25 protein-coding genes are annotated in these 24,381 nt (G+C 38.7%); 17 read left to right on the forward strand and 8 right to left on the reverse strand.

Annotated features, from left to right (window positions below; translation table 11 throughout):
• Nucleotides 1–259: 259 nt before the first annotated feature.
• The 15 genes from MKX83_RS04300 to MKX83_RS04370 all read left to right on the forward strand — a co-directional run bounded on the left by MKX83_RS04300 (nt 260) and on the right by MKX83_RS04370 (nt 15,042).
• On the forward strand, nt 260–2,155 hold the full coding sequence (locus tag MKX83_RS04300; RefSeq protein WP_341054265.1) for an endonuclease MutS2: 1,896 nt from the start codon (nt 260–262) through the stop codon (nt 2,153–2,155).
• A gap of 396 nt (nt 2,156–2,551) precedes the next feature.
• On the forward strand, nt 2,552–3,130 hold the full coding sequence (locus MKX83_RS04305) for a hypothetical protein (protein WP_307315019.1): 579 nt from the start codon (nt 2,552–2,554) through the stop codon (nt 3,128–3,130).
• A 125-nt stretch (nt 3,131–3,255) separates the two neighbouring features.
• A complete protein-coding gene (locus tag MKX83_RS04310) occupies nt 3,256–3,906 on the forward strand; it encodes a GntR family transcriptional regulator (protein WP_340977902.1) in 651 nt (216 codons plus the stop codon).
• Between the two features lie 27 nt (nt 3,907–3,933).
• Entirely contained in the window at nt 3,934–5,109 is a 1,176-nt protein-coding gene (locus tag MKX83_RS04315) for an amidase (RefSeq protein WP_341054266.1), read from the forward strand.
• On the forward strand, nt 5,106–6,758 hold the full coding sequence (gene ggt, locus MKX83_RS04320) for a gamma-glutamyltransferase (protein WP_341054268.1): 1,653 nt from the start codon (nt 5,106–5,108) through the stop codon (nt 6,756–6,758). Before MKX83_RS04315 ends, ggt begins: the two co-directional genes overlap by 4 nt.
• A 416-nt stretch (nt 6,759–7,174) precedes the next feature.
• Nucleotides 7,175–7,507: a hypothetical protein gene (locus MKX83_RS04325; RefSeq protein WP_341054270.1), complete on the forward strand. Its 333-nt coding sequence runs from the start codon at nt 7,175–7,177 to the stop codon at nt 7,505–7,507.
• Between the two features lie 75 nt (nt 7,508–7,582).
• A complete protein-coding gene (locus tag MKX83_RS04330) occupies nt 7,583–7,801 on the forward strand; it encodes a hypothetical protein (protein ID WP_341054272.1) in 219 nt (72 codons plus the stop codon).
• Between the two features lie 189 nt (nt 7,802–7,990).
• Nucleotides 7,991–8,374, forward strand: coding sequence for a hypothetical protein (locus tag MKX83_RS04335; protein WP_341054276.1), 384 nt, complete (start codon nt 7,991–7,993; stop codon nt 8,372–8,374).
• 75 nt (nt 8,375–8,449) lie between these two features.
• Nucleotides 8,450–8,668: a hypothetical protein gene (locus MKX83_RS04340; RefSeq protein WP_341054281.1), complete on the forward strand. Its 219-nt coding sequence runs from the start codon at nt 8,450–8,452 to the stop codon at nt 8,666–8,668.
• A gap of 87 nt (nt 8,669–8,755) precedes the next feature.
• Nucleotides 8,756–8,935: a hypothetical protein gene (locus MKX83_RS04345; RefSeq protein ID WP_341054284.1), complete on the forward strand. Its 180-nt coding sequence runs from the start codon at nt 8,756–8,758 to the stop codon at nt 8,933–8,935.
• Between the two features lie 441 nt (nt 8,936–9,376).
• Nucleotides 9,377–10,156: an ABC transporter ATP-binding protein gene (locus MKX83_RS04350; RefSeq protein ID WP_095370548.1), complete on the forward strand. Its 780-nt coding sequence runs from the start codon at nt 9,377–9,379 to the stop codon at nt 10,154–10,156.
• 3 nt (nt 10,157–10,159) lie between these two features.
• Nucleotides 10,160–11,011, forward strand: a complete 852-nt coding sequence (locus MKX83_RS04355; RefSeq protein WP_095370547.1) for an ABC transporter permease — start codon at nt 10,160–10,162, stop codon at nt 11,009–11,011.
• 46 nt (nt 11,012–11,057) lie between these two features.
• Nucleotides 11,058–12,059: an ABC transporter substrate-binding protein gene (locus MKX83_RS04360; RefSeq protein WP_341054288.1), complete on the forward strand. Its 1,002-nt coding sequence runs from the start codon at nt 11,058–11,060 to the stop codon at nt 12,057–12,059.
• A 282-nt stretch (nt 12,060–12,341) separates the two neighbouring features.
• A complete protein-coding gene (locus MKX83_RS04365; protein ID WP_095370545.1) occupies nt 12,342–13,733 on the forward strand; it encodes a sodium/glutamate symporter in 1,392 nt (463 codons plus the stop codon).
• Nucleotides 13,734–13,899: 166 nt separating this feature from the next.
• Nucleotides 13,900–15,042: an MFS transporter gene (locus tag MKX83_RS04370; protein ID WP_095370544.1), complete on the forward strand. Its 1,143-nt coding sequence runs from the start codon at nt 13,900–13,902 to the stop codon at nt 15,040–15,042.
• 69 nt (nt 15,043–15,111) lie between these two features.
• On the opposite strand, the gene MKX83_RS04375 is transcribed toward MKX83_RS04370, so the two are convergent.
• Entirely contained in the window at nt 15,112–16,251 is a 1,140-nt protein-coding gene (locus MKX83_RS04375) for an endonuclease (protein WP_341054295.1), read from the reverse strand.
• A 188-nt stretch (nt 16,252–16,439) separates the two neighbouring features.
• On the opposite strand from MKX83_RS04375, the gene MKX83_RS04380 reads away from it, so the two are divergent.
• On the forward strand, nt 16,440–16,793 hold the full coding sequence (locus MKX83_RS04380) for a DUF3221 domain-containing protein (protein ID WP_095370542.1): 354 nt from the start codon (nt 16,440–16,442) through the stop codon (nt 16,791–16,793).
• 15 nt (nt 16,794–16,808) lie between these two features.
• Nucleotides 16,809–17,168: a n-acetylglutamate synthase gene (locus tag MKX83_RS04385; protein WP_180317008.1), complete on the forward strand. Its 360-nt coding sequence runs from the start codon at nt 16,809–16,811 to the stop codon at nt 17,166–17,168.
• Nucleotides 17,169–17,230: 62 nt separating this feature from the next.
• Here the strand turns inward: MKX83_RS04385 and MKX83_RS04390 are convergent, their stop codons facing one another.
• From MKX83_RS04390 to MKX83_RS04420, 7 genes are all read right to left on the reverse strand, one after another.
• Nucleotides 17,231–18,013, reverse strand: coding sequence for a cytochrome c oxidase assembly protein (locus tag MKX83_RS04390; RefSeq protein ID WP_328199793.1), 783 nt, complete (start codon nt 18,011–18,013; stop codon nt 17,231–17,233).
• Between the two features lie 19 nt (nt 18,014–18,032).
• Nucleotides 18,033–18,509 carry a DUF2243 domain-containing protein gene (locus tag MKX83_RS04395; protein WP_095370541.1) on the reverse strand — a complete coding sequence of 159 codons (477 nt, stop codon included), beginning with the start codon at nt 18,507–18,509 and terminating at the stop codon, nt 18,033–18,035.
• A 223-nt stretch (nt 18,510–18,732) separates the two neighbouring features.
• Nucleotides 18,733–19,092 (reverse strand): hydroxyisourate hydrolase, encoded by a 360-nt coding sequence (gene uraH / locus MKX83_RS04400; protein ID WP_307314999.1) that lies wholly within the window; start codon nt 19,090–19,092, stop codon nt 18,733–18,735.
• Nucleotides 19,093–19,140: 48 nt separating this feature from the next.
• A complete protein-coding gene (locus tag MKX83_RS04405; RefSeq protein WP_341054301.1) occupies nt 19,141–20,601 on the reverse strand; it encodes an NAD(P)-binding domain-containing protein in 1,461 nt (486 codons plus the stop codon).
• 15 nt (nt 20,602–20,616) lie between these two features.
• Nucleotides 20,617–21,132, reverse strand: a complete 516-nt coding sequence (uraD, locus tag MKX83_RS04410; RefSeq protein ID WP_341054303.1) for a 2-oxo-4-hydroxy-4-carboxy-5-ureidoimidazoline decarboxylase — start codon at nt 21,130–21,132, stop codon at nt 20,617–20,619.
• A gap of 16 nt (nt 21,133–21,148) precedes the next feature.
• Complete coding sequence (locus MKX83_RS04415; RefSeq protein WP_341054304.1) at nt 21,149–22,474, reverse strand: nucleobase:cation symporter-2 family protein; 1,326 nt, start codon at nt 22,472–22,474, stop codon at nt 21,149–21,151.
• A 146-nt stretch (nt 22,475–22,620) separates the two neighbouring features.
• Complete coding sequence (locus tag MKX83_RS04420; protein ID WP_341054306.1) at nt 22,621–24,225, reverse strand: PucR family transcriptional regulator; 1,605 nt, start codon at nt 24,223–24,225, stop codon at nt 22,621–22,623.
• Nucleotides 24,226–24,381: the final 156 nt, after the last annotated feature.

A 24,381-nucleotide genomic window follows, 5' to 3' on the forward strand; every position in this document is an offset into this window, starting at 1 on the left:
TGAATGTAATAACAAAAGGGGAAAAAATTCTTAATGATTCCCTGATATTTGTTATGGATTGATTTCAACCTATGAAGATACCTACTATACTTTATAAAGCATGTGATGAACAGGGATAGCTATGCTATGGTTCATGACGTCTTCTTGCCTTATAAATGTAAAAGCTGCGGGGTATCCCTGCGGCTTTTTCTGTTTAAAATCTTTGGAATCTAATAAGTAGGTGTCTTCACAATTAAAAAATGAGTGAGGAGCATCGAAATTGAATAATATGACATTTGAAAAACTACAATATGACGAACTAAAACAAATTGTGCAATCTTATTGTGTGAGCGGTTTAGGTAAAAGGTTAATCGACAAACAAGAACCGAGTACAAATATAAAAGTGGTGAACAACCGCTTACAGGAAACTACTGAGGCCAGAGCAATCATAGATGCCGAGGGTCATATTCCTTTTGTAGGTATTACAAACATTGAAAGCATCATTAATTCACTTGATAAGGACATTATTTTGCAACCGAGTGATTTAGTTAGCTTATCCGACTTTTTACGAGGCTGTCGCAAAATCAAACAATTCATGGAAAGTAAAGAGTTTTTCGCACCAACGCTTGCTTCTTATGCTCAGTCGATGTCTGAAATGAAGACAATAGAGGAAGAGATCAATTTTACGATTAAAGGCAGTCGAATTGATTCTTCGGCAAGTAGAGAGTTAAAAAAGATCCGTTTTAAAAAAGAAGCGACAGAAGAAAAAATTAACGAGCGTTTAAATAAATTTTTAAACAATGGGACGAATAAGAAGTATATCCAAGAGTTCTTTATTAGTAAAAAAGATGACAGATATACAATTCCAATTAAAGCCTCTTATAAAGGTCAAGTGCCAGGTGCCATTATTGAAGTATCTTCGAAAGGTTCTACTGTATTTATCGAACCACAGACCGTTTCGAAGTTGAGTGCAGAATTAGCAAGCCTTAAAGTAGAAGAAGAGATGGAAGAATACCGAATATTAGCGACACTATCTGGGATGATAGTAGAAGAGTTACAAAAGATAAAAGTAAATATGGAGTTAATTAGCCAGTATGACATGGTATTTGCGAAGGCGAAATATAGTAAGCATATTGCTGGCATACAGCCAAAGGTCAATGATCATGGCTATATTAAAATAGTGAATGGTAAGCATCCCTTGTTGCCGAAAGATGCCGTACCCCTTCAGTTTGAGATTGGTAAAGATTATAGAAGCTTAATCATTACCGGACCTAATGCCGGTGGAAAAACAATTGTATTAAAAACAATTGGGTTATTAACTTTAGCGACGATGTTAGGAATTCATATTGCGGCAAAGGAGGGAACGGAGATCGCCATTTTTGAACATATTTTCGTTGATATTGGCGACAATCAAAGTATAGAAAATGCATTAAGTACGTTTTCATCTCATATGAAAAACTTGTCGGAAATCATGAACGCCTCCAATCATCGTACTCTTTTATTATTTGATGAAATTGGCAGTGGTACTGAACCGAATGAAGGGGCAGCACTTGCAATTGCGATACTAGAGGAATTCTATCATATGGGCTGTCTAACCATTGCAACAACCCATTATGGGGAAATCAAACGTTATTCAGAATTGCATAGTGATTTTATGAACGCAGCGATGCAATTCGATCAGGAAACTTTATCACCGTTGTATCAGTTAGTTATCGGGAAATCAGGAGATAGCAACGCATTATGGATTTCTCGCAAAATGAATATGAAAGAATCCGTATTAAAGCGAGCAGAAGCTTATATGGAGAATAAAGATTATCAACTAAAGCAAGTGAATCCAGATAAAGTACGTCAGCCTAAACACAAGGGCGAAGCAATTACAGCAAAATATGATTATAAAAAAGGTGATAGAGTAAAACTATTGGATCATAATGACTTTGCGATTATCTACAAAGAAATGGATCAATTCTATAATGTTGTGGTCTACTATAAAGGAGAAATGGTTGAAGTAAATGTTAAACGAATTACCTTAAATCTCCCAGCACAGGAACTATATCCAGAAGGTTACGATTTAGAAACCTTATTCACTGATTTCGCTACAAGGAAATTGGAACACGATATTAACCGCGGCTCGAAGAAAGCCTTACGGAAAATTCAGAAGGAAATGCGGAAAAAATAAAACAATATTGATGTACCCGAGTCCATATATAAGGATTCGGGTTTTCATATTTAGTAACAACTTAAAATGGTGAGGAGTTTAAGAAGTGAGCTGAGCCAAAGGAATTAGCGCGTTCATCCAGAGAGAAATCGCACGTGTTCAAAAAATGGTATATAGGCGAAATCTGATTCTATTTGATCTTCATTACCGCACCCTCACTCCATGCATTCCTAAGAAGCATCCAATAACTGAAAAGGTATCGTTTGATGAATTACGACCAAAGACCTAGCGGAACTTTAGACTCTAGCTAGTTAATCAGTCACGATTCCATTTGTATGATTATCTTAAGCAATCGGAAAAAATGGTGGCTATCGGGATTTGTTTATATTTCCTTCGTTGGCTAGAGGAGAGACGGTTATGGGTTTAAGTAACAAAAAGGTTTATATTTTACTAACAGATACAGGTACGTACTTTACGAAATTGATAAAAATCTATACAAAGAGAAGTTATAATCATGCATCTATCGCCTTTGATCATGAATTAGCAAAAGTATATAGTTTTGGCAGGAAAAAGCCACGGAATCCTTTTATCGGTGGGTTTGTAGTAGAGAATATTAACAAAGGGTTGTTGAAACATGCGGATTGCATCATTTATTCTTTCACAGTAAATAATGAAGAACTGAGGAAAATGGAACAATATATTGCTACAATCGAATCCGAAAAGGAGGATTATCGTTATAATCTCTTTGGTCTATTTGGTGTGCTGTTTAATAAACCTTTGAAAAGGAGAAAAGCTTTCTTCTGTTCTCAGTTTGTAGCTTCAGTCATCCACGCTACTGACAGCATCGAATTTGAAAAACCGCTATCATTAATCACTCCGTATGATCTCCGCAATATCCCCTTTATACAGGTTGAATATGAAGGGAAGCTGAAAGAGTATTTGTATAAGGAAATAGAACAACCTGAAGGAGAAGATTCTTTTTTTGTCTCAATATAGTGAATGGGTTTTAAATTTTCCTTGTCATATTTTCTAACAGATTCATTGCGTCTCTCTATGTGATAGGTATCATAGAAGCTATAACTGTGATCACATATCACATAAAGGAGGTGACGATCCCATAAATGCGTAAAAGCGAAGTAATTACTGTCCCCACATTATCTCAAGAAGTGTATAAGCGTCTCCGAAAAGACATCATGAATGGTATATTCCCGCCAGGTAAAAGAATTTCTATTAGAAAATTAGCCTACCAATTGAATGTCAGTACAATGCCGGTTAGAGAAGCATTAAATAAATTACAATCAGAAGGATTTGTCCATTTTGAACGGAGGAGTATTTTTGTTAGGCAGCTTTCATCGCAAGAATTAATTGAATTATTTGAAATTAGATTAACATTAGAGAAAATGGCCTTGGAATGGTCGTATAAACATATTGATAGTGTAGCGTTAGCTAGGTTAAGCGAAATAGTATTGGAGATGGAAAGGAAACTGACATCACCGGCGGAATGGAATGAGTTAAATAGACAGTTTCACACGTTGATATATACGTATGCCCAGTCGAAACCGATGCTTGAGATGTTGAGTATTGTCTGGGGAAGGGTGGAGCCATATATGAATATATACTCTACCAAACTAGACTATTTAATTATCTCTCAAAAAGAACATGAGCAATTGCTAGAAGCACTCATTAAAAAGGATATTGCAACATTACACCATGTATTAACGCTTCATGTTCACCAAACAAAAGAAGCAATCTTAGAAAAACTAGAAAAATAGCAAATTACATAGAGTAGGTGAAAAAGAATGAAAGAAAATGCAAGTGCCTTTGTGAAAGATAATCTTATACTGGAACCAACAGGTAGTGGTCCGCTTAATGGGTTGACGTTTGCTATAAAGGATGTTTTTGAAATCGAGAATTACAAAAATACTGCAGGAAATCCTCATTGGTATCATACCCACGAACCCGGACAACAACATGCAACAGTTATAGAATCCTTATTAAAAAATGGCGCACGCCTGCAAGGTACAACACATACGGATGAACTAATGTACAGTTTAAACGGGGAAAATTATCATTACGGTACACCGGTTAATCCTCGTTCGCCTAACCGTATTCCTGGAGGTTCATCGAGCGGTTCAGCTGTTGCAGCTGCATCAGGACTTGTAGATTTTGCAATAGGTACTGATACAGGTGGATCTGTCCGTATTCCTTCTTCTTACTGTGGAATTTTTGGATTCCGTCCGACGCATGGGGAAGTAAATATGAATGGTGTAATTCCGCTTGCTAAAAGCTTTGACACAATCGGCTGGATGTCGCAAAACTTAGATACCTTATTAAAGGTAGGAGAAGTGCTGATAAGTAATGAGGAAGTAAAAGATAACCCTTTTTCGCATGTCTATTTTGCAGAAGAGGCTTGGCAGCTAATTGATGAAGAAAACAAAGAAATATTGCTAGACAGTTTAAAAGGTGTCTCTAAACAAGTTGTAAACATTGCCGCTGATGGATTAGCAAAATGGTCAGAGTTGTTTAGACTCATTCAAGGAACGGAAATCTGGCAAGCGCATGGTGAATGGATTAACGAGGAGCGCCCAACTTTCGGACCTGGTATCGCCGAAAGGTTTCAATGGACATCCACTTTAAATCCAAGTGAACTTCCAGCACTACTGGGAAAACAAAATGTAATTAGAGGTCAGCTTTCATCGCTACTTAAAGAGGATGGTATCTTAGTCATTCCTACGGCACCAGGCGTTGCCCCGTTGAAAAATTTACCAAGTGAAGAGTTAGAACAATATCGAAACCAGTTAATGCAACTCACTTGTATCGCGGGAATAACGGGCCTTCCGCAGGTCACTATTCCGTTTGAAAATAAAGACGGCCTGCCAATAGGCCTCTCTTTTATCGCCAATCACCACCAAGATATTGCTCTCATTAAATGGGTTAGGGAAATGATGTTTGCTAAAAGGAAGGTGAAAAGATGAGTAGTTCCAAACAATCGTACCGTCCAACAACGATGGCGACAAATGGAATGATCACAACGCCACATTATTTAGCTTCTCAAGCGGGATTGAAGGTATTGCAAGCTGGCGGTAACGCGGTGGAAGCGGCAATTGCTGCATTATCCACCATTGGTGTTGTTTACCCTCATATGAATGGGATTGGTGGCGATAATTTCTGGCTTGTGTATGATGCGAAGCAAAAAAACTTAAAGGCATTAAATAGTAGCGGTCGTTCGGGCGAAGGGGCAACAATCCCGTTTTATCAACAACAAGGTTATAGCAAGATTCCTTCAAGAGGGGCTTTGGCTGCCAATACCGTTCCTGGTGCAGTCGCTGGTTGGGAAAAGGCCTATCAATATTCACAGAATCATATGAATGGCACGGTTGAATGGTCTGAGTTATTGCAGACATCTATTCATTATGCCAAAGATGGATTTCCTGTCACTCCTAGTCAAGTGTATTGGACTAATCTCAATTTAGATGACAAGGATAATGAGTTCCGTCATCTCCAACGTTTTACTGAATTTCAAAAGGTTTTTTTACAAGCAAATGGTCTTTCTTATCGGGCCGGTGACATTATGAAACAGCCTGATTTAGCAAGAACATTAGAAGGGTTAGCTGCGGAAGGTGGTTCGCTTTTATATGAAGGTGAATTAGCGAAGTTGATGACCACTGACCTGCAACTTCACGGGGGAGTGTTAACCATTGACGATTTGAGGCATCATCAGTCCAATTGGGTAGAACCAATCTCTGTACGTTATCGCAATCATCAAGTATTCAATGTCCCACCTAATTCTCAGGGCTTTGCATCATTATCCATCTTAAATATTTTGAATCAATTTCCACTATCAGACGTAGAAGAAGGCTCTGCTGACTATTATCATTTATTAGCGGAGGCAACAAAGCGGGCTTTCGTTGATCGTGATCAATACTTGACTGACCCGGATTTTGCTACGATCCCTTTAGATGAAATATTGTCTCTGAGAAGAGGAATCCAACTTGCCGAATCAATTGATTTTACTAGCGTAAGGGCATTTGAAAAACAACTTGATCCTAAGGGGGATACGATTTGGCTAGGTGTTGTTGATAAAGAAGGCAACGCAGTTTCGGTTATTCAAAGTATTTATCATGAGTTCGGATCAGGCTTTATTCCGAAAAATACAGGTATCGTACTGCAAAATCGAGGCAGTTATTTTTCTTTGGACGAAAGTCATATCAATTGCCTGCAAGCAAGAAAGCGAACATATCATACATTAAATCCCGCGATGTTATTTAAAAATGAACAACCTTATTTAATTTATGGAACGATGGGAGGGGAAGGGCAACCACAAACACAAGCGGCTCTTGTTACGAGAATAATAGATTACAATTTTCCGATTCAATCAGCCATTGAGGCACCGAGATGGTTATATGGCCGAACATGGGGCGCAACATCTAACAGCTTGAAAGTAGAAGGAAGAATAAGTGCATCCATTTGCTTAGAGCTCGAGAAAAGAGGACATGAAGTAGAAGTATTAGAAGACTTCACAGATGTAATGGGGCATGCAGGTGCTATTCAAATTAATCAACAGACTGGTGTAAAATATGGCGGAGCCGATCCTCGCGGTGATGGAGTTGCCAGTGGATATTAGTAGATAAGAGCAAGAACTGGCGAATAAAGAGGTCGCTGAAAAAAGGTCTTTATCATCTTTATTGATGGTAAAGACCTTTTTAGTTGCAGTGAAAATGAGAATTTGCTCAAAATTTGCTGTGTGAATGATATTTGCGCATAAGTCTCAAGTTACAATAGATTATTGCGTGCAAATTAAATAAACGCGCAACAGGCATGGGAAAAGGAGAAGAATTGCGCGTAAGTCGAAAATACGTGCAAAGGCCAGGAGGAAGAGCAGAAGAACTGCGCGTAAATTGAAAATACACGCAAAGGCCAGGAGGAAAAGCAGAAGAACTGCGCGTAAATTGAAAATACACGCAAAGGCCAGGAGGAAAAGCAGAAGAACTGCGCACAATTCGAAAATACGCGCAAAGGCCAAGAGGAAGAGCAGAGGAATTGCGCGCAAGCCGAAAATACGCGCAAAAGCCAAGAGGGAGAGCAGAAGAAGTGCGCGCAAATCGAATATACGCGCAAAAGCCAGGAGGGAGAGCAGAAGAACTGCGCACAAATCGAAAATACGCGCAAAGGCCAAGAGGAAAAGCAGAAGAACTGCGCGCAAATCGAAAATACGCGCAAAGGCCAAGAGGAAGAGCAGAAGAATTGCGCGCAAACCGAATATACACGCAAAGGCCAGGAGTAAATGCAGAAGAACTGCGCGTAAATCGAAAATACGCGCAAAAGCCAAGAGGAAGTGCAGAAGAACTGCGCGCAAATCGAATATACGCGTAAAAGCCAAGAGGAAAAGCAGAAGAACTGCGCGCAAATCGAAAATACGCGCAAAGGCCAAGAGGAAGAGCAGAAGAATTGCGCGCAAACCGAATATACACGCAAAGGCCAGGGGTAAGAGCAGAAGAACTGCGCGCAAATCGAAAATACGCGCAAAAGCCAGGAGGAAAAGCAGAAGAACTGCGCGCAAATCGAAAATACGCGCAAAGGCCAAGAGGAAGAGCAGAAGAATTGCGCGCAAACCGAATATACACGCAAAGGCCAGGAGGAAAAGGAGAAGAACTGCGCGTAAATTGAAAATACACGCAAAGGCCAGGAGGAAAAGTAGAAGAACTGCGCGTAAATTGAAAATACACGCAAAGGCCAGGAGGAAAAGTAGAAGAACTGCGCACAAATCGAAAATACGCGCAAAGGCCAAGAGGAAGAGCAGAAGAACTGCACGCAAGCCGAAAATACGCGCAAAAGCCAGGAGGGAGAGCAGAAGAAGTGCGCGCAAATCGAATATACGCGCAAAAGCCAGGAGGGAGAGAAGAAGAACTGCGCACAAATCGAAAATACGCGCAAAGGCCAAGAGGAAAAGCAGAAGAACTGCGCGCAAATCGAAAATACGCGCAAAGGCCAAGAGGAAGAGCAGAAGAATTGCGCGCAAACCGAATATACACGCAAAGGCCAGGAGTAAATGCAGAAGAACTGCGCGTAAATCGAAAATACGCGCAAAAGCCAAGAGGAAGTGCAGAAGAATTGCGCGCAAACCGAATATACACGCAAAGGCCAGGAGTAAATGCAGAAGAACTGCGCGTAAATCGAAAATACGCGCAAAAGCCAAGAGGAAGTGCAGAAGAACTGCGCGCAAATCGAATATACGCGTAAAAGCCAAGAGGAAAAGCAGAAGAACTGCGCGCAAATCGAAAATACGCGCAAAGGCCAAGAGGAAGAGCAGAAGAATTGCGCGCAAACCGAATATACACGCAAAGGCCAGGGGTAAGAGCAGAAGAACTGCGCGCAAATCGAAAATACGCGCAAAAGCCAGGAGGAAAAGCAGAAGAACTGCGCGCAAATCGAAAATACGCGCAAAGGCCAAGAGGAAGAGCAGAAGAATTGCGCGCAAACCGAATATACACGCAAAGGCCAGGAGTAAAAGGAGAAGAACTGCGCGTAAATTGAAAATACACGCAAAGGCCAGGAGTAAAAGGAGAAGAACTGCGCACAAATCGAAAATACGCGCAAAGGCCAAGAGGGAGAGCAGAAGAATTGCGCGCAAATGGAAAATACGCGCAAAAGCAAAGAGGAAGAGCAGAAGAACTGCGTGCAAATCGAAAATACGCGCAAAGGCCAAGAGGAAAAGCAGAAGAACTGCGCGCAAATCGAAAATACGCGCAAAAGCCAGGAGTAAAAGCAGAAGAACTGCACGTAAATCGAAAATACACGTAAAAACCAAAAAAGAGCAGAAGAACTGCATACAGCACCAATCTACTTACATATTCCAATATGTACTTCGTTAGTTAGACATCAAAAAGCGAGATTTTAAAGCCTTTTTACTTCTTTTTATCAGATTTTATATTGGCGCGAGTTCAGGCTAAGTTAAAGCTCAAGATATTGCCACATTCGCCTGTAACAGACTTCAAGAGCCAAAAGGATGAGTAATAAACGATGAACCTTTTGGGCCGCCTATAACATTAGTTTCTTTTTTTTGTTAGATAATCTTACAATAAAAAACTTAATTTAGTCATGATAGACAAAAATAATATTTAAGTTTGTACTGTCTGTCTAATGTGTATAAGAAAGGTACCATATATAATGAGAGTATAAATTCACGTTAGTTTTTGTGACATCAAATGTGATTTATTTCCTATTGAAAAGGAGAGGTGTGACATGGAAGTAGTTAAGGAAGAAGTTGTCTCTTTCCAACATGTTGATAAAGTGTATCAGTCAGGAACAGTGGCTTTGAGTCAGTTTGATTTATCAATAGCAGATGGAGAGTTTATTAGTTTTCTAGGTCCTTCTGGTTGTGGAAAATCGACTGCCTTACGAATGGTTGCTGGTTTAGGGGAGGCGACAAATGGTCGAGTGAAAGTTTTTAACCAAAGTCCTAAGGATGTAATCAAGCATTCGAATGACATTGCTTATGTCTTTCAAGAAGCTAACTTACTTCCATGGCGTACTGTGCTTGATAATGTTCTTCTTCCCCTTGAGATACGGGGGATTAATAAAGAGAAAAGAAAAGAGTGCGCAGTCGAGGTGTTAGAGATGGTTGGCTTAAAGGATTATTTGCACGCTTATCCTCGCCAACTTTCTGGGGGCATGAAAATGAGGGTTTCCATTGCTCGAGCTCTTGCTGCTAAGCCTAAATTATTGTTAATGGATGAACCGTTTGCTGCGTTAGATGAAATGACTAGACAAACATTGCAAATGGATCTTTTGCAAATATGGCAAAAAGAGAAAGCAACCATCTTATTTGTTACACACAATGTCTATGAAGCTGTATATCTTTCATCAAAAATTGCCGTTATGTCCGCACGTCCGGGAAGGTTAGTTACCATGATCGATGTGGATTTACCGTATCCACGAAACCGAGTAAACAACCAATTTAATGCGTATGTAGACAAGGCAGCTAAAAGTTTAGAGCATAGCATGGGTAGAAAGGAGGCTTGATGAATGGCGATTCAAACTGCTTCATCAAAAACAATCACAAGTCCTCTAGAGCAAACAAATAAAAAGAGAAATAACTATCTAAAAGGTTCAATTGTTGGACCAGTAATCGCGTTTCTTGTCTTTATGGGGTTATGGCAACTCATACCTACGATTCTGCAAATTCAACCTTTTCTATTACCGAAACCAACCGATGTCCTCACTGCTGCCATTACAGATTGGCATCTCTTATGGCCAGCGATTAGAATAACTATTTTTGAGTCAGTAATTGGTTTTCTCTTAAGTGCGGTCATTGGTATTGCTGTTTCCGTGCTATTGGCCAGTTCAAGAATACTAGAAATTAGCCTCTATCCATATGCAGTTATATTACAAACGATTCCAGTTGTGGCGATTGCTCCAATTGTTGTCATTTGGTTTGGATCAGGTTTTAACTCCATCGTAATGATTGCTTTTTTAATTGGCTTTTTTCCTGTCGTATCCAACACTTTGATGGGCCTGCATTCGGTTGATAAAAATATGAGTGATTTATTCACATTATATAATGCTTCTAAATGGCAAACGATGTGGAAGCTTCGTATTCCAGCTGCTCTCCCATACATTGTTTCTGGTTTGAAAGTTTCTTGTACATTAGCAATTGTTGGAGCGATTACAGGAGAGTATATTGCTGGAATCGGTGGAGGAAAAGGGGGATTAGGTTATGCGATAACTGTTGCTGCTGTTCAGTTAAAAACACCTTATCTATTTGCTTGTGCCATATCAGGTGCTATTTTTGGTATCGGATTTTATCTATTAGTAAGCTGGGTATCCCGTTTATTGCTACGGTCTTGGCATGAATCAGCGATAAAATCGGAAAGGTAAATGCATGTTAAAATAACTGAATATTTGGATAAAAAGGGGAAGAGATATGAAATCAAATCGACTTGTTCAATGGGTAATTTTAAGTGTTTTAGTATTGATTGTACTCGCTGCTTGTGGAGGAGAAGAAACGAATAGTGCTGTAGAAGAAGGAGAGCGAGAGGTAAAGGATGTTAAGTTGGTCTTAAACTGGTTTGCCAAAGCACAGCATGGGGGTGTTTATGCCGCAGAGGAAAATGGTCTTTTTGAAGAAAATGGCTTAAATGTAATGATTGAACCTGGGGGACCACAAGTATCCTCAATTAATATGGTCGCATCTGGAAAGGCTGATTTTGGTTTAGCACATGGCGATCAAATTGTGATGGCTAGAAACGAAGGCATTGAATTAGTCGCTGTAGCTACCGTCATGCAAGGGAGTCCGCAAGCATTTATGTTTCATAAAGGCAAGGGTATTGCTGACTTTGCTGAGTTAAATGGAAGAAAAGTTTATGTGCAGCCGGGCATTGTATACTGGGAGTATTTAAAAACACAATATGATCTCAGTGGTGTCGAAGAATTGGCATATTCCGGACAACATGTGAACTTTGTTGATGAGAAGGATTCTGTTACACAAGCATTCCTAACATCAGAACCTTACTTTATGCAATTAGAGGGGATTGATGTAGAAACGAAATTAGTTTCGGACGCAGGTTATGATCCTTATAATGTTGTCTTATACGTGACAAAAGATTACTTGGAAAACAATAAAGAAACGGTTGAAGCTTTTACGACTGCTTTTATAGAGGGATGGAATTTATACGAAGGTTCATATGAAGAAATCAATGAGTTGATTCAAAAAGATAATCCAGACATAGAACTTGCCTCTCTAAAATTTGAAGCAGAATCACAAGCAGAGTTTGTTTATGGAATGGATGCAGCTGCAAATGGAATCGGCACGATGTCAGAAGAGCGTTGGGGGACGCTGATTGACCAGCTATATGATTTAGGATTGGTGGATGAGAAGTTCGCTGCAGAAGAAATCTTTACAACAGCGTTTTTACCCGACAAGTAAATGGCGGCCGAAAGAAGAGTGAGTGATATCGAATCACTTACTCTTCTTTGCTGTTTCTCCTCAAACGGTTTGTATGGAAAAAGCCCACAATAGCCCTTCTTTTATTTAGCTCTCTTTTGGAAACGGTAGTACTTCGGTTGTCTCTGAATAGATGGAATTTTTTTATTTATCCTCTCGTGTGACAAGTTTATTCGGCATGTAGTATAATTCACGGGTCACTCTCTATAGGTTTCCTTAGAAGAAAAATGGGGAAATTAAATGAAATACAAAGGGGATGAATAAATGGACTTAACGATTGCAGCTTTTTCAGTTCTTATCCTGGCGATTATTTTAGTGCTTGGTAAATGGGTAAGAATTAAAGTGAAATTACTTCAAAGGTTGTTTTTACCAACATCATTAATTGCGGGTTTTATTGCACTTATATTAGGACCAGAAATACTAGGAAGGCTATTTGGACTTGAAGGTGGAATTTTTACATCTGAGATGGTCGAAGTTTGGGCTAGTCTGCCGGGTCTTTTAATTAATATTGTTTTTGCGTGTCTTTTTATAGGGTTTAAATTACCTAATCCCAAAAAAATGTGGCGGATTGGTGGGCCGCATATTGCTTTAGGTTATACACTCTCTTTTGCCCAATATGTAGTGGGTATTTTACTTGCTATCACCATCATTACACCTCTTTTTGGACTTAGTCCTGCTGCAGGCGCCTTAATTGAGATTGCCTTTGTTGGTGGGCATGGAACAGCCGCGGGTTTACAAGGGACATTTACTTCTTTAGGTTTTGAAGAAGGTTATGATTTGGCAATTGGTTTGTCGACAGTCGGTATTCTTGCAGGTATCATCGTAGGGATGATTTTAATCAATTGGGGAGCACGTAATGGCAAATCTAAAACATTGAGTCACCCTGATGAGATTTCTGTAGAGGAGCAGTCAGGTATTATTAAAGTCGATAATCGTTCATCAGCGGGTTTGCAAACAACTTCGCCGATGTCTATTGAGCCGTTAACGCTTCATATTGGATTTGTTGGGTTATCTATTTTTATTGGGTTTTTATTATTGGAAGCGTTTCAATGGCTTGAGGCTGTTACTTATGGGCAAGCTATAGGTGTTTATTTATTTGAATATGTTCCATTATTTCCGTTCGCCATGATAGGAGGAATATTGTTACAATTATTCTTATCCAAATTTGATCGTTATCAATTGGTTGATCGCGAATTAATTAATCGTATTCAAGGTGTAGCTCTTGATTTCCTAATCATTAGTGCGATGGCTTCACTTAGTCTACAGGTTATTGGTGAGAATTTCATTCCGTTCATTATTTTAGCGATTGCTGGAATTGTCTTGAATGTAGGGTTATTCTTATATCTAGGTCCTCGTATGATACCTGAGTATTGGTTTGAACGAGGATTGGGAGATTTCGGACAGTCTACAGGTGTGGCGGCAACAGGAATTATGTTAATGAAAACAGTCGATCCAGAGAACAAATCGCCAGCACTCAATGCCTTTGGCTATAAACAAATTGTATTTGAACCGATGGTAGGTGGCGGGCTTATTACAGCTGCAGCCGTTCCATTTATTATTCAGTTTGGAGCAATTCCTGTATTAATTGTCAGTACAATTTTAATGATTATTTTTTGGATAATGGGTGTAAAAGTGTTTGGTAAGAAGAAAAAGTGAGTGATTGACAATCCATGTACAAAATGATAAATTATTTTTGTTTATAAATGAATAATGGCGACATGGCTATGGGCGTCATGTTAGCGAATTCGCATAGAATATGTTTGAATGCAGCGCCTCCCGCTTTTATAGGGAGCGCTGCCTTTTTGCGTGGAGGGAAGGTCAGATGGATAAAAGAGTGTATTTACTAACCATAATTACTTTTATTGTCGGTTTGGTTGAGTTAATTATTGCGGGCATCTTGCCACTTATTGCAACTGATTTAGGTGTGTCGCTTGGTGAAGTGGGAATGTTAATCTCCTTGTTTTCTTTAAGCTTTGCCATATCTGGTCCTGTACTATTATCTTTAACAGCGAAGATAGAGAGAAAGCGGTTATTTCTATTCGTTCTCTTTGTTTTCTTCTTATCTAATTTAATGATCGTCGTTATGGATGGTTATGTATCTTTGTTGGTTGGAAGAGTATTATCGGCTATGTGTGCGGCTCTTCTTATTTCATTATGTCTCACGATTGCTTCACAAATTAGTGGTGAGAAATATCGAGCGAGAGCGATTGGTATTGTACTGATGGGGGTCAGTGCGTCCCTTGTTTTTGGGATTCCATTCGGTTTGTGGTTAGGGAATGAATTTAGCTGGAGAGCGCCGTTCTTGTTTATTTCGATTCTGACATTAATCATCATGATTGTTGTTTATTTTGCATTAGGTCCAATAGAGGCGAAAAGAGGTTTACCTTTAAAGGAACAGTTGAAAGCATTAAAAAATAGAAAGATTGTACTCGTTCAACTGACATCGATTCTCTTTTTTGCCGGTCATATGAGTCTATATGCGTATTTAACACCCTTTCTTAGTGAGACGATGAGTATTACTGGTAATTCGCTTAGTTTGATTTACCTTATTATTGGTATCGTTGCTGTGTGTGGGAGTTTTTTAGGTGGGCAGATTACGGATCGCTTAGGTGCGAAACGATCTATTATCATCGTACTTTCTGCTTTTATTGTTACGATTATCCTTATCCCGTATTTGCAGTTTTCTCTTGCTTTGTTTATTTGTGCACTATTGTTATGGAATTTATTAAGTTGGTCTTTGCAGCCCGCTATCCAGAGCTATCTTGTATCTGCTGCGCCAGAAACATCTGATATTCAACAAAGTTTAAATAATTCAGGGGTTCATGTTGGTATGGCTATTGGTTCAACTGTTGGTGGAATCATCATCGATCAATATCATGTGGAGATCAACCCTCTTATTGCTGGAGGTTTTACATGCATCGCCTTGCTCATTATCTTGGCCGCATTTAAGCAAAAGCGTAAATGAAAATAAAAAAGCAGCCTTCAAATTGAGACTCTTAGAGTCACAATTGAAGACTGCTTTTCTTTTCCTTAATTAATTCCAAATTTCTTCAACCCATTCAGGGTGATCGATAAATGGATTACGATTATGTTGATAGTCATTATAGATAATATCATTTCTTTGTCGTTCTAAGTCATCTACAGGGTCTAAGTTATGCCACTCAATTAAGGTTGAGAGTTTGCCGTGATATGGAGCTGAACCGTTGCTTACGCGGTCATTCACCTCTAAATCCAGTTCCCCACTGTCGCCTTCATAACGGACATCCATATAGAAAATCATTCTCGCGACATCCCCTTTTACTTCATCACGTGGTTCCCAAGAATCATTATCCGTATAGGTATCAGGTGCTTCACCTTGTGGAGAGCCGCCATTATCAAAATCTTTGTTACCGCGAGAGCCATTCACTGATACATCTGTTGGGCGTAGATGATGTAGGTCTGTTCCAGGGCCCATAGATGTTCCGAAATCACCATGTGATTTAGCCCACACATGTTCTCTGTTCCATTCATCTGGATTTCCACCGTTCGTTGATTTACTTTGTGATCTGCCAGTGTATAAAAGGATGACGTTATTCGTATTATTTGGATCTTCATCCGTTGCCTTTAATGCTTCCCAAACGGCACTATACGAAATTTCGGTATGGTCATCAATGATATTGTGTAACGCGGTTTTTAATGCTTCGCCTGTTTTTCCAGTAGCAGAATCATAATAAGAACCAGGGGCATTATTTTCCTCATCAGGTCCTTCAGGTTCCTCTTCTTCGGATTGTTTGATCATTTCAGTTGTGTTTTTCAATCCAGGATGTGAATAGTACGCTGTGAGATTGCCGGTTACTGTTATCTTCTCACCAAGTAATTCGGGGTTGCTCTTAAGGCCGAACTGTGTGCGGAATTGTGAGGGAATCTGAATATAAAGCATATTAGCAGTATTTGTTTCTGTGCGAGAATCAGCAATAGCTAAGGAGTAATCAGCTGGATAGTTGCCAGTAATTACTGTATTGGTTGAGGTAGGCTTACCTACTATATAGCCTTCCACCGATTGTATAGTGTTATTTTGCCTGTCGATGGCTTGTGATACTGGTAAGGTAGCAGCAGATGTTTGCGAAGAATCGAATGATAGAGTAGAAAAGGAAACGAGAAAAGCGACAATTGATAACTTAAAGAATCTACGCATATTATCCTCCTTTAATTTTTTTATTGTATTCTGCTTCATCTTACCATTTTTCTGTTAAAATATTTATAATAATAAGTAAATTTAGGAGGCATTGATAAAAATAAGAAAATCTACTCGGCTTGTTTGCAGGAGAATAGAACTTGTTTAGAGGGAATTTATGGTGAAAGTAGGTTGTAAGGAGGTAGAGGGTGAAAATCTTACGAGAGTATCTCATCTGTACTTTAGCTCTTTTCCTCATTATTAGTATTGGAGGATTTCTTTTCTTTACTTATACGCCGACCTACAAGGGTGTCATTATAGAAAGTGGCCAATCTATTTGGGTTGTGGCGGATGCTGAAAATATTAAATACAAATCAAAACAAGAGTTAAGAGAAACATACATGTATCAAGGGGTTGAATTTACATTACCAACTTATATGCCAGAAAAAAAGGTAGGTCAATTGTCAGTCGGTGATGAGGTAATCATCTACTTTAGCGGGGAGATAAGAGCTTCTGCACCTGGGGGCGGAGACGCCTATTGGGTCTCTTTAATAAAAAAGTGAGAGCGAGGAATCAACTTGATTAATTATAACGGAAAGAAATTTGTATCAATAGAGAATACAAATAATGGCGAAGTCTCTGATCAAACTTATTTTGATTATAGCCAAGAAGGAAATATCATTTCTGCTAGTTATTATGGCGGACAAATTAGAAAAGGAACGTTAATCGGTATTGTAAAGGAGGATGGTTCTTTATTGTTTAACTATAATCATGTAAATATCAAAGATGAAGTAAGAGGTGGTACTTGTTCTTCAACGCCTGAATACCTACCAGATGGACGAATGAGATTACATGAACAATGGCGATGGAATGATGCAGATCAAACCGAAGGACAATCGGTTATTGAGGAAATGAAAAAAGAATCGAAAGTATATTGATAGGAAGGCTAGTGGATTTCACTTTTAGTGCAAAAAGAGTCCACTAGCTATTCAAATTCTGATTATACAGAATGAGGTTGATACCTTTTAGGTTTTGTCACTTTAAACCATTGATAACAGAAAATAATAATAATCACTAGGTCAACAATATCGCCTCCATAATACATAATCATGCTTCCTTTTTCAGCTTCCGTTCTTCCTACACTTGAAGGAGGGTAACCATAGAAAGATTTGGCTAAAATCTGATGCCCAGCGAGAGCTAAAATAAGTATAATGGCTCGAAATTGAAAACTATAACCTTGTTGAAATTTATCAATATAGATGATTGATGCTGTAAAAAAATAACCAGCTAGGAAGATATGTGCATGAATGACGATGTACAACAGCATTGAATGGTGCATCATTGTGAATAATTCCGTTCGATATAATACCCATAGTCCACCAATATTTAAAACCGTAGTAAATAGGGGATTTAATAAAAGGTGAAATGGTCTCGTTTTTAAGGTAGTAGTCACTTTTCTAGCCGTTTTTACAGGTAATGAACGCAGTAGGAGCGTTACTGGTTTTGCTAGCACCATAAAAAGTGGGCCAATCATGCCTAAAAGTAAATGGGCAACCATATGGACACTGAAAAATTGGTGTGAAGCCTCTGCTAAAGGGCCAGCAACTGCTACTATACAAAGTACATTTCCACCAATCCAACATGCTGTGTGATACCATGACCACTGACGGTAAGATTGATTAGATTTGATGACAGCGATTCCATAGAGAATGATTAAAAGAAAAAAAGGAGTCGCTAAAATATATGAGAGAATGGTTATGTCAAAGTGTTGTTGATCAGGCATAGTGTCCCCCTTTTTAGCTTTACTTACTTTGTGACTGATTAGTTTTACGGATGATAATGATTCCGATAATCGTAATCACTGCAGCAGTGATATTCCATACCAAATCATAAGGTAGCACATCAACTCCGTAGCGAATTTGATGTAATTTGAACACTTTATGTTGGATTAAACCATCGTATAAATTAAATAAACCAATACCTAATAAAGCCCCGCCAATCCATCTTTTTTTCCACCAAGATTCTCTTCTGCGTAAGTCAGCTACCATAAATAGACTTGCTACTGTAGCGAACCAGCTAAACGCATGGAATAACCCATCAGAAAGTAATCCAATCTTTGTTGTGGATTGATCGTAAAAATGATGCCAACTTAATAGTTGGTGAAAAACCATCTCATCAATAAATGCAACCAAACCAAGTCCGAAGAGAATACCAGAGATGAGATTGTATGTTGAGTGCTTAGTTATGTTCTGTTGGAAATTCCTATGTTCGCCATTGATTGGATTATCGATAGTATCAACTCATTTCTGTAAGGTATTTCCTCTATTTTTCCCGAGTGTTTAAACTCTAAACATATATAGAAGTGTAAGTTTATAATGAATTAGAAATTGATTCGATATTCATAGGAAGTATCTATTGTAATTGGTTCTTATTGTGAAATAAAAAGAACCTAACTACGCTAAGGTAGTTAGGTATTGTGGAGTAGCTATGAAACTTTCATTACTAGCTTCCACGATATACTTGGTATCCCCAAGGTGAAATGAGAAGGGGGACGTGATAATCCTTATCTATATTTGACACTCCGAAACGAACAGGGACTGCCTCTAAGAATGGTGGGTCGGGGAGGGCGATCTCTTTTTCACGGAAATACACCCCGACATGGAAGATCAGTTCATAGCTTCCTATTTTCATTTCTTCTCTAGTAAGTAGTGGAGCATCTAAGCGACCGTCTGAATTGGTCTTTACTACTTTTATCTTTTTCCAACTATTGCGATTTGCTTCTTGGATGAAAAGCTCCACAATTACATTGGAAGCCGGTGTACCGTGGGTTAAATCCAATATATGTGTTGTTAGTCCTGCCATTTTAAACTCCTTAATTATAGTAGAATGTTTCTCTCGAGAAATATCCTTTTAATTTTCAATAGCTGATATTGTGTTACTTTGTCTGGTTTGAGGGTTGATTGGCCACGTTCCTGTAAATTCAGTCACTTGATAATCAAAGTAATCCTGCAAAATTTGCTCTTTATGATCTTGGAAAAGTTCATCAGCAATCGCCTTAGCTAGTCGCGGTAAGCCGAATTTCATACCAGAAAGAGCAGCGGCAGTAATACCACAGCTGATTAAAGCAGAATAATTAAATGTATAAAGTCCATGAAGATATTTTTCTCCTTCCTTATCGCGACTCGTAAAGGAGTAACCTGTGCTTAAATAAGGATGTGCATCTAGAACTGGGCTTGCACTATTCTTTGGAGGGTGGTATTTATCCTCCCAACGAGCAATATATTTTTCGACTAATTTTAGCTCTGGTCTTAAGGCAGGATCAGTGAACAGTCCTGTACTAATAATGAGATAATCAAATGAAAAGGACCCATGAGGGGTTGTGACTACCACCTGATTATTTGCTTGACTTACTTCTTGCCAAGGTGAATCCAAATGAAGGTTAAAACCTGGCCAAGCAGAAGCGCGATTATATGTATCATTCGTCGGTGGTTGATTATTTTGAAAGAAATGAGTCATGACCGTATATTTATCCACATCTGATAACGAGTGATATCTTTCTATCATACCTGAGGCTTCCATTTGCCGTATCGGATTGATTCTAGGCATTTCTTTACGACGAACAAAAACATGCGCTTCTGCTACTCCTGAACTAAGGGCGTAATTGGCATTATCGAATGCGGAGGCGCCACCACCTAGAATAGCGATTTTTTTATTTTTTAATGAGTTAAAATCGATATTTTCGGAAGTGTGGGCATAGAAATTTTTCGGTAGATTTTCAGAGACAAGTGGTGGTATATGCCACTCTCCTCCACCTTGAATACCTGTCGCTAAAATAACTTTGCGCGCAAGAAGGGGAGCGGCAGGTTCTTCTGTTTGGTTGATATGGAGTCGGTGTAAACCACCTTCAAGAGGTTCTACGAGTTGCAATTTGACATCGTTTATGACGGGTAAACGCAGGACTTTTCTATACCACCTGAGGTAATTCATCCAATCCTGACGTGGTATTTTATCCACTTGATCCCAGCCATTCTTGCCTGTTTGGGCTTCCCACCAAGCACGAAAGGTGAGGGAAGGAAGGCCTAAATCAATTGAGGTGATATGTTTCGGTGTTCTTAAAGTAACCATTCTTGCATAAGTCTCCCATGGCCCTTCATAGCCTTCGTGATTCTCATCGATAATGAGAAAGTTTGTGATTTTTTCTCGTAAAAGAGCAAATCCAGCACCTAAACCGCTTTGCCCGCCTCCGACAATGACGACATCATATATATGATTCTTAATATGTTTAGTTTGCGGTACCCATGTATCCGTATAGTTTATGTTCAAATAAGAAAGGTCCATTTGTACTCTCTCATGTAATCTTTCTAAGCTCATTGTTTTTCATCCTTTCTAGTTTGTTGTGAATGAATCTTTAATAATGACCTCTTCAAGTCGTAATAAGGCGATTTTATAGATTTCTGCCAGTGCTTGATGAAACTCTTCTTCTTTTTCGTTTTTGACTCTCTCTACCATTGATTGATAAATTTCATCCTTGTTTTTCCCGCGAACAGCTAATATAAATGGGAATCCAAATTTGTCCATATAAGATTGATTCATATAAATAAATTGTTTATACTCCTTCTCTGTGAGCTGATTTAAACCAGCGTTTTCTTGTTCGTTAACGGAATTTTCACTCATTTGAACGCGATCGCCTAAGTTGGGATGTTCTTTAATAAGTGCAAGCTTTTTTTGATTTGATGTTTCCTCCACTGTGTGAACCATCGTTTGATAGAGGTGATCAAATGATAAAAATGGTTTCGCCATGAGCGTTTTTTCTGCGACCCATGGGGAATGCTCGAAAACACCTCCAAATATTTGGATAAATGATGCATCACTGATTCTATTGATTTCTTGAATTGTATACATGATTGAAAACTCCTTTCTATGAACTTTTTAATTGGGGTTCCATACTCGTCTCTTTTAACGGCTGTGTTTCCTTTGTTTTTCTTTTGGTTAAAAGAAGGTTTAAGATAATGGCTGCTAGGCTGCCGGTAATAATTCCATCGCCGACGATAATTCGAAGGGTTTCAGGTAAATGGGCGAATAATTCCGGAACAACGGATGCCCCTAGTCCTAGTGAAATCGAGCAAGCAATAATGAGTTGATTGTTATTGTTCGTAAAATCGACTCTTTGAAGCATGCGTATACCAGAGGTGACGACCATTCCAAACATGACTACAGTGGCACCGCCGAAAACCGAAGGAGGAATGAGTGTAGCCAAAGTAGAGATTTTAGGAACTAAGCCTAGTACAATTAAAATAAAACCAGCAGCAATTGTGACTTTATTTGACCTTACTCCAGATAATTGGACAAGTCCGACATTTTGAGCAAATGTACTATAAGGGAAAGCGTTGAAAATTCCACCTAAAGTAAAGGCCATTCCTTCAGCTCGATATCCACGAGCGAGATCCTTTTCTTTTAACTCTTTATGATCCATTTTCCCTAGTGCAAGAAAAGCACCAGTGGATTCGACAAGAATGACTGTGCCTACTAAGATCATTGTTAAAATAGGAACAATTTCAAATGTAGGGTATCCGAAATGAAAAGGGGCCGGAAGGTGTAACCAAGAAGCTTCTTGAACGGATTGAAAATCTACCCTCCCCATTAGTGCCGCCGTGAATGTCCCAATGAATATCCCAATTAAAACAGAGATAGCACGTAAGAACCCTTTAAAGAAGCGGTTCATTAGTAAAATAAGTGCGAGAACACCAAAGGAGAGCAATAAGTTTTCAGCTGAACCAAAATCAGGATTATTCGTGCCTCCTCCCATATTTTTAATTCCTGTAGGGATGAGTGAGAGGCCAATAATGATGACGACGGTACCAGTTACGATTGGAGGGAATAATTTTACAAGCTTGCCGTATATATTTGAAGAGAAAATAATGAACAATCCTGTTATAATAATCGCCCCGTATATGGCTGATATCCCATAATTACTACCGATTGTAATCATGGGAGATACGGCTACGAATGAAGTACCCATGACAATAGGGAGCCCTGTTCCAAAGTATTTATTTTTGACAGATTGAAACAGTGTAGCAACCCCGCAAGTTAACAAATCAATAGAAATGAGGAAGGCTTGTTGTTCAGGGGAGAAACCTAAAGCGCCGCCAACTAAGATTGGTACTAAAATGGCACCAGCGTACATAGCAAGGACATGCTGTAACCCTAATGAGAATGTTTTTGATGGATGAATATTTTCTCCCAAAGTGAACCCTCCTGTTTATAATGTTAAGAAATATAACATTGAATGTTGTTATATTTAACATAATAAACAATATTCTGATTATTGTCATTGTTCAATATGCCTAAAAATGACTAACTTATTTGTGTAAGGTGCATGGTTGGGCTGTTTTAAGCTTCTAATAGTTTTTTCATCCGTAATGCTGTACGTAATTGTAAGGTTGTTTCTGGATCCTTTAAATCTTTACCGAGAATTTCTTCGCATTTATCTATTCTATAGACAACTGTATTCCTGTGGACAAATAACCTTTTTGCTGTTTCGGAGATTTGACAATGTGTTTCTAGATAGACAGAAAGTGTTTGTAGTAATGATTCTCTTTCATCAGGTTTAATCGATAAGAACCCCTTAAATGCATGGGTGTAAAAATGACTCAACTCTTTTTCGGGAATAAGGCGGAGTAATTCTAATATATCCCTTGTTTGAAATGATTGAATAAAGTTGGTTCTTTTTGAGATTGCTCCTTGAGAAAGAGATTCACTTGCTTCGTGATAGGCTGTTCTCACTTGGACAAAGGAATGGCTCACATTACTTACACCGAAAGAAATGGTTTGATTAAAGCGGTTTGTCATTCGTAATTGGATGTCTTTTAATATATTCATATAAGGTGATAACCCTTGATGGGCTTCAAAGAGCAAGATACATTCATCACTTTTGGTAAAGAAATGAACGTTGACAGTGGTTTGGTGTATCACTTCTTCCAAGTATTCAAATATATTATCAGATTTTTGTTGGCGTTGTGTGAAAGAATCGTGTGGATTTGCTTGATCGACCTTTCCGACAACACAAATATAGTCACAATCATTTTGAAGAGAGAACTCTTTGGCGCGATTAATAATTTCATCTTGTAACTTGAAGGTCCCATCTAAGAAGTGGAGAAAAAAATCGTTGCGTATATTTTTTGCGTGTGTATTTAGTGCATGCTCTTTCATAAGGGCGAAGGAGAGTACATTCGTCGCTTGTTCAATCGTTAAGATATTGAGGTGATTCTCCTGAGGGATTTCTCCTTCTATAATTAAGAAACCTTGCTTCTTTTCGCTAATGTTTATAGGAAATAGATGATAAGTTTTTTTGGATACAAGTAGTGAAAAGGAAATAGAGATAGGGCTGGATGATGAAATCCGTTTAATTTCTCTCTCGATATCTTCTCTCATTACGAATATTTCTAGTTGGTGTTGTTGGTCAGAGAGAGAATGAAGATGCTGATCGACTAAATGAACAGAACAATCAATTATCTTGCTTAATTCTTTCATCAATGTTTCTATACCTTTTCCTTGAAGAATGATGTTCGTAAAATGTTTATGTGTTTCTAAAGCAGCAGTTAATTCATTCGCGCGGCTATCTAAAATCAGTCTTAAAGTATGGTTGATTACATCTCCAAGTGATAAGGCGAGTGGCAGTTCGATGATGGGGAAATTTAATTCATTTGCCAGCTTCAATGCAGATGGAGGAACAGAGTCTAAGAACCTTTTTGTTTTTATACCAAGTGCTGCACATCCTTGATTAGCCATCGCTTGTATTAATTCATTTAGTAAATGTGGCTGGTCTTTTAAATGATAGGCTGTTGTCACTAAAAATTCATGGCGATTCAAAAAGGGAATAATATCAGGTGCATCCATCATATTAACCGTATGTACCTCACGTTTGATCCCGCTTTCTCCAGCTACAACTCTCATCCCTTCTAATGAAGGGGAAGAGAGTAATTTAGAAACTTTCATGTGGCTGACTCCTTTCGTTTGCATCTTCTTTTTTATATGGATTAGTTAATGTGCATAAAATTGTATGAAAATTTGTACATTTTTGCTGATGATGTTTCGATGCATAAAAAGTAAAATTGTTTTATATAACATAATTATGTAAGAAAATATTCCATA

Origin of the sequence: Cytobacillus sp. FSL M8-0252, from assembly GCF_038007345.1 — a bacterium.
Classification (GTDB): domain Bacteria; phylum Bacillota; class Bacilli; order Bacillales; family Cytobacillaceae; genus Cytobacillus; species Cytobacillus kochii.

Bases quoted from the DNA above. Each gene is read 5' to 3' on its own strand.
- ggt (WP_341054268.1), top strand. From the start codon at position 5,106: ATGAGTAGTTCCAAACAATCGTACCGTCCAACAACGATGGCGACAAAT.
- MKX83_RS04360 (WP_341054288.1), top strand. From the start codon at position 11,058: ATGAAATCAAATCGACTTGTTCAATGGGTAATTTTAAGTGTTTTAGTA.
- MKX83_RS04405 (WP_341054301.1), bottom strand. From the start codon at position 20,601: ATGAGCTTAGAAAGATTACATGAGAGAGTACAAATGGACCTTTCTTAT.
- MKX83_RS04305 (WP_307315019.1), top strand. From the start codon at position 2,552: ATGGGTTTAAGTAACAAAAAGGTTTATATTTTACTAACAGATACAGGT.
- uraD (WP_341054303.1), bottom strand. From the start codon at position 21,132: ATGTATACAATTCAAGAAATCAATAGAATCAGTGATGCATCATTTATC.
- MKX83_RS04315 (WP_341054266.1), top strand. From the start codon at position 3,934: ATGAAAGAAAATGCAAGTGCCTTTGTGAAAGATAATCTTATACTGGAA.
- uraH (WP_307314999.1), bottom strand. From the start codon at position 19,092: ATGGCAGGACTAACAACACATATATTGGATTTAACCCACGGTACACCG.
- MKX83_RS04350 (WP_095370548.1), top strand. From the start codon at position 9,377: ATGGAAGTAGTTAAGGAAGAAGTTGTCTCTTTCCAACATGTTGATAAA.
- MKX83_RS04375 (WP_341054295.1), bottom strand. From the start codon at position 16,251: ATGCGTAGATTCTTTAAGTTATCAATTGTCGCTTTTCTCGTTTCCTTT.
- MKX83_RS04310 (WP_340977902.1), top strand. From the start codon at position 3,256: ATGCGTAAAAGCGAAGTAATTACTGTCCCCACATTATCTCAAGAAGTG.
- MKX83_RS04420 (WP_341054306.1), bottom strand. From the start codon at position 24,225: ATGAAAGTTTCTAAATTACTCTCTTCCCCTTCATTAGAAGGGATGAGA.
- MKX83_RS04355 (WP_095370547.1), top strand. From the start codon at position 10,160: ATGGCGATTCAAACTGCTTCATCAAAAACAATCACAAGTCCTCTAGAG.
- MKX83_RS04365 (WP_095370545.1), top strand. From the start codon at position 12,342: ATGGACTTAACGATTGCAGCTTTTTCAGTTCTTATCCTGGCGATTATT.
- MKX83_RS04370 (WP_095370544.1), top strand. From the start codon at position 13,900: ATGGATAAAAGAGTGTATTTACTAACCATAATTACTTTTATTGTCGGT.
- MKX83_RS04390 (WP_328199793.1), bottom strand. From the start codon at position 18,013: ATGCCTGATCAACAACACTTTGACATAACCATTCTCTCATATATTTTA.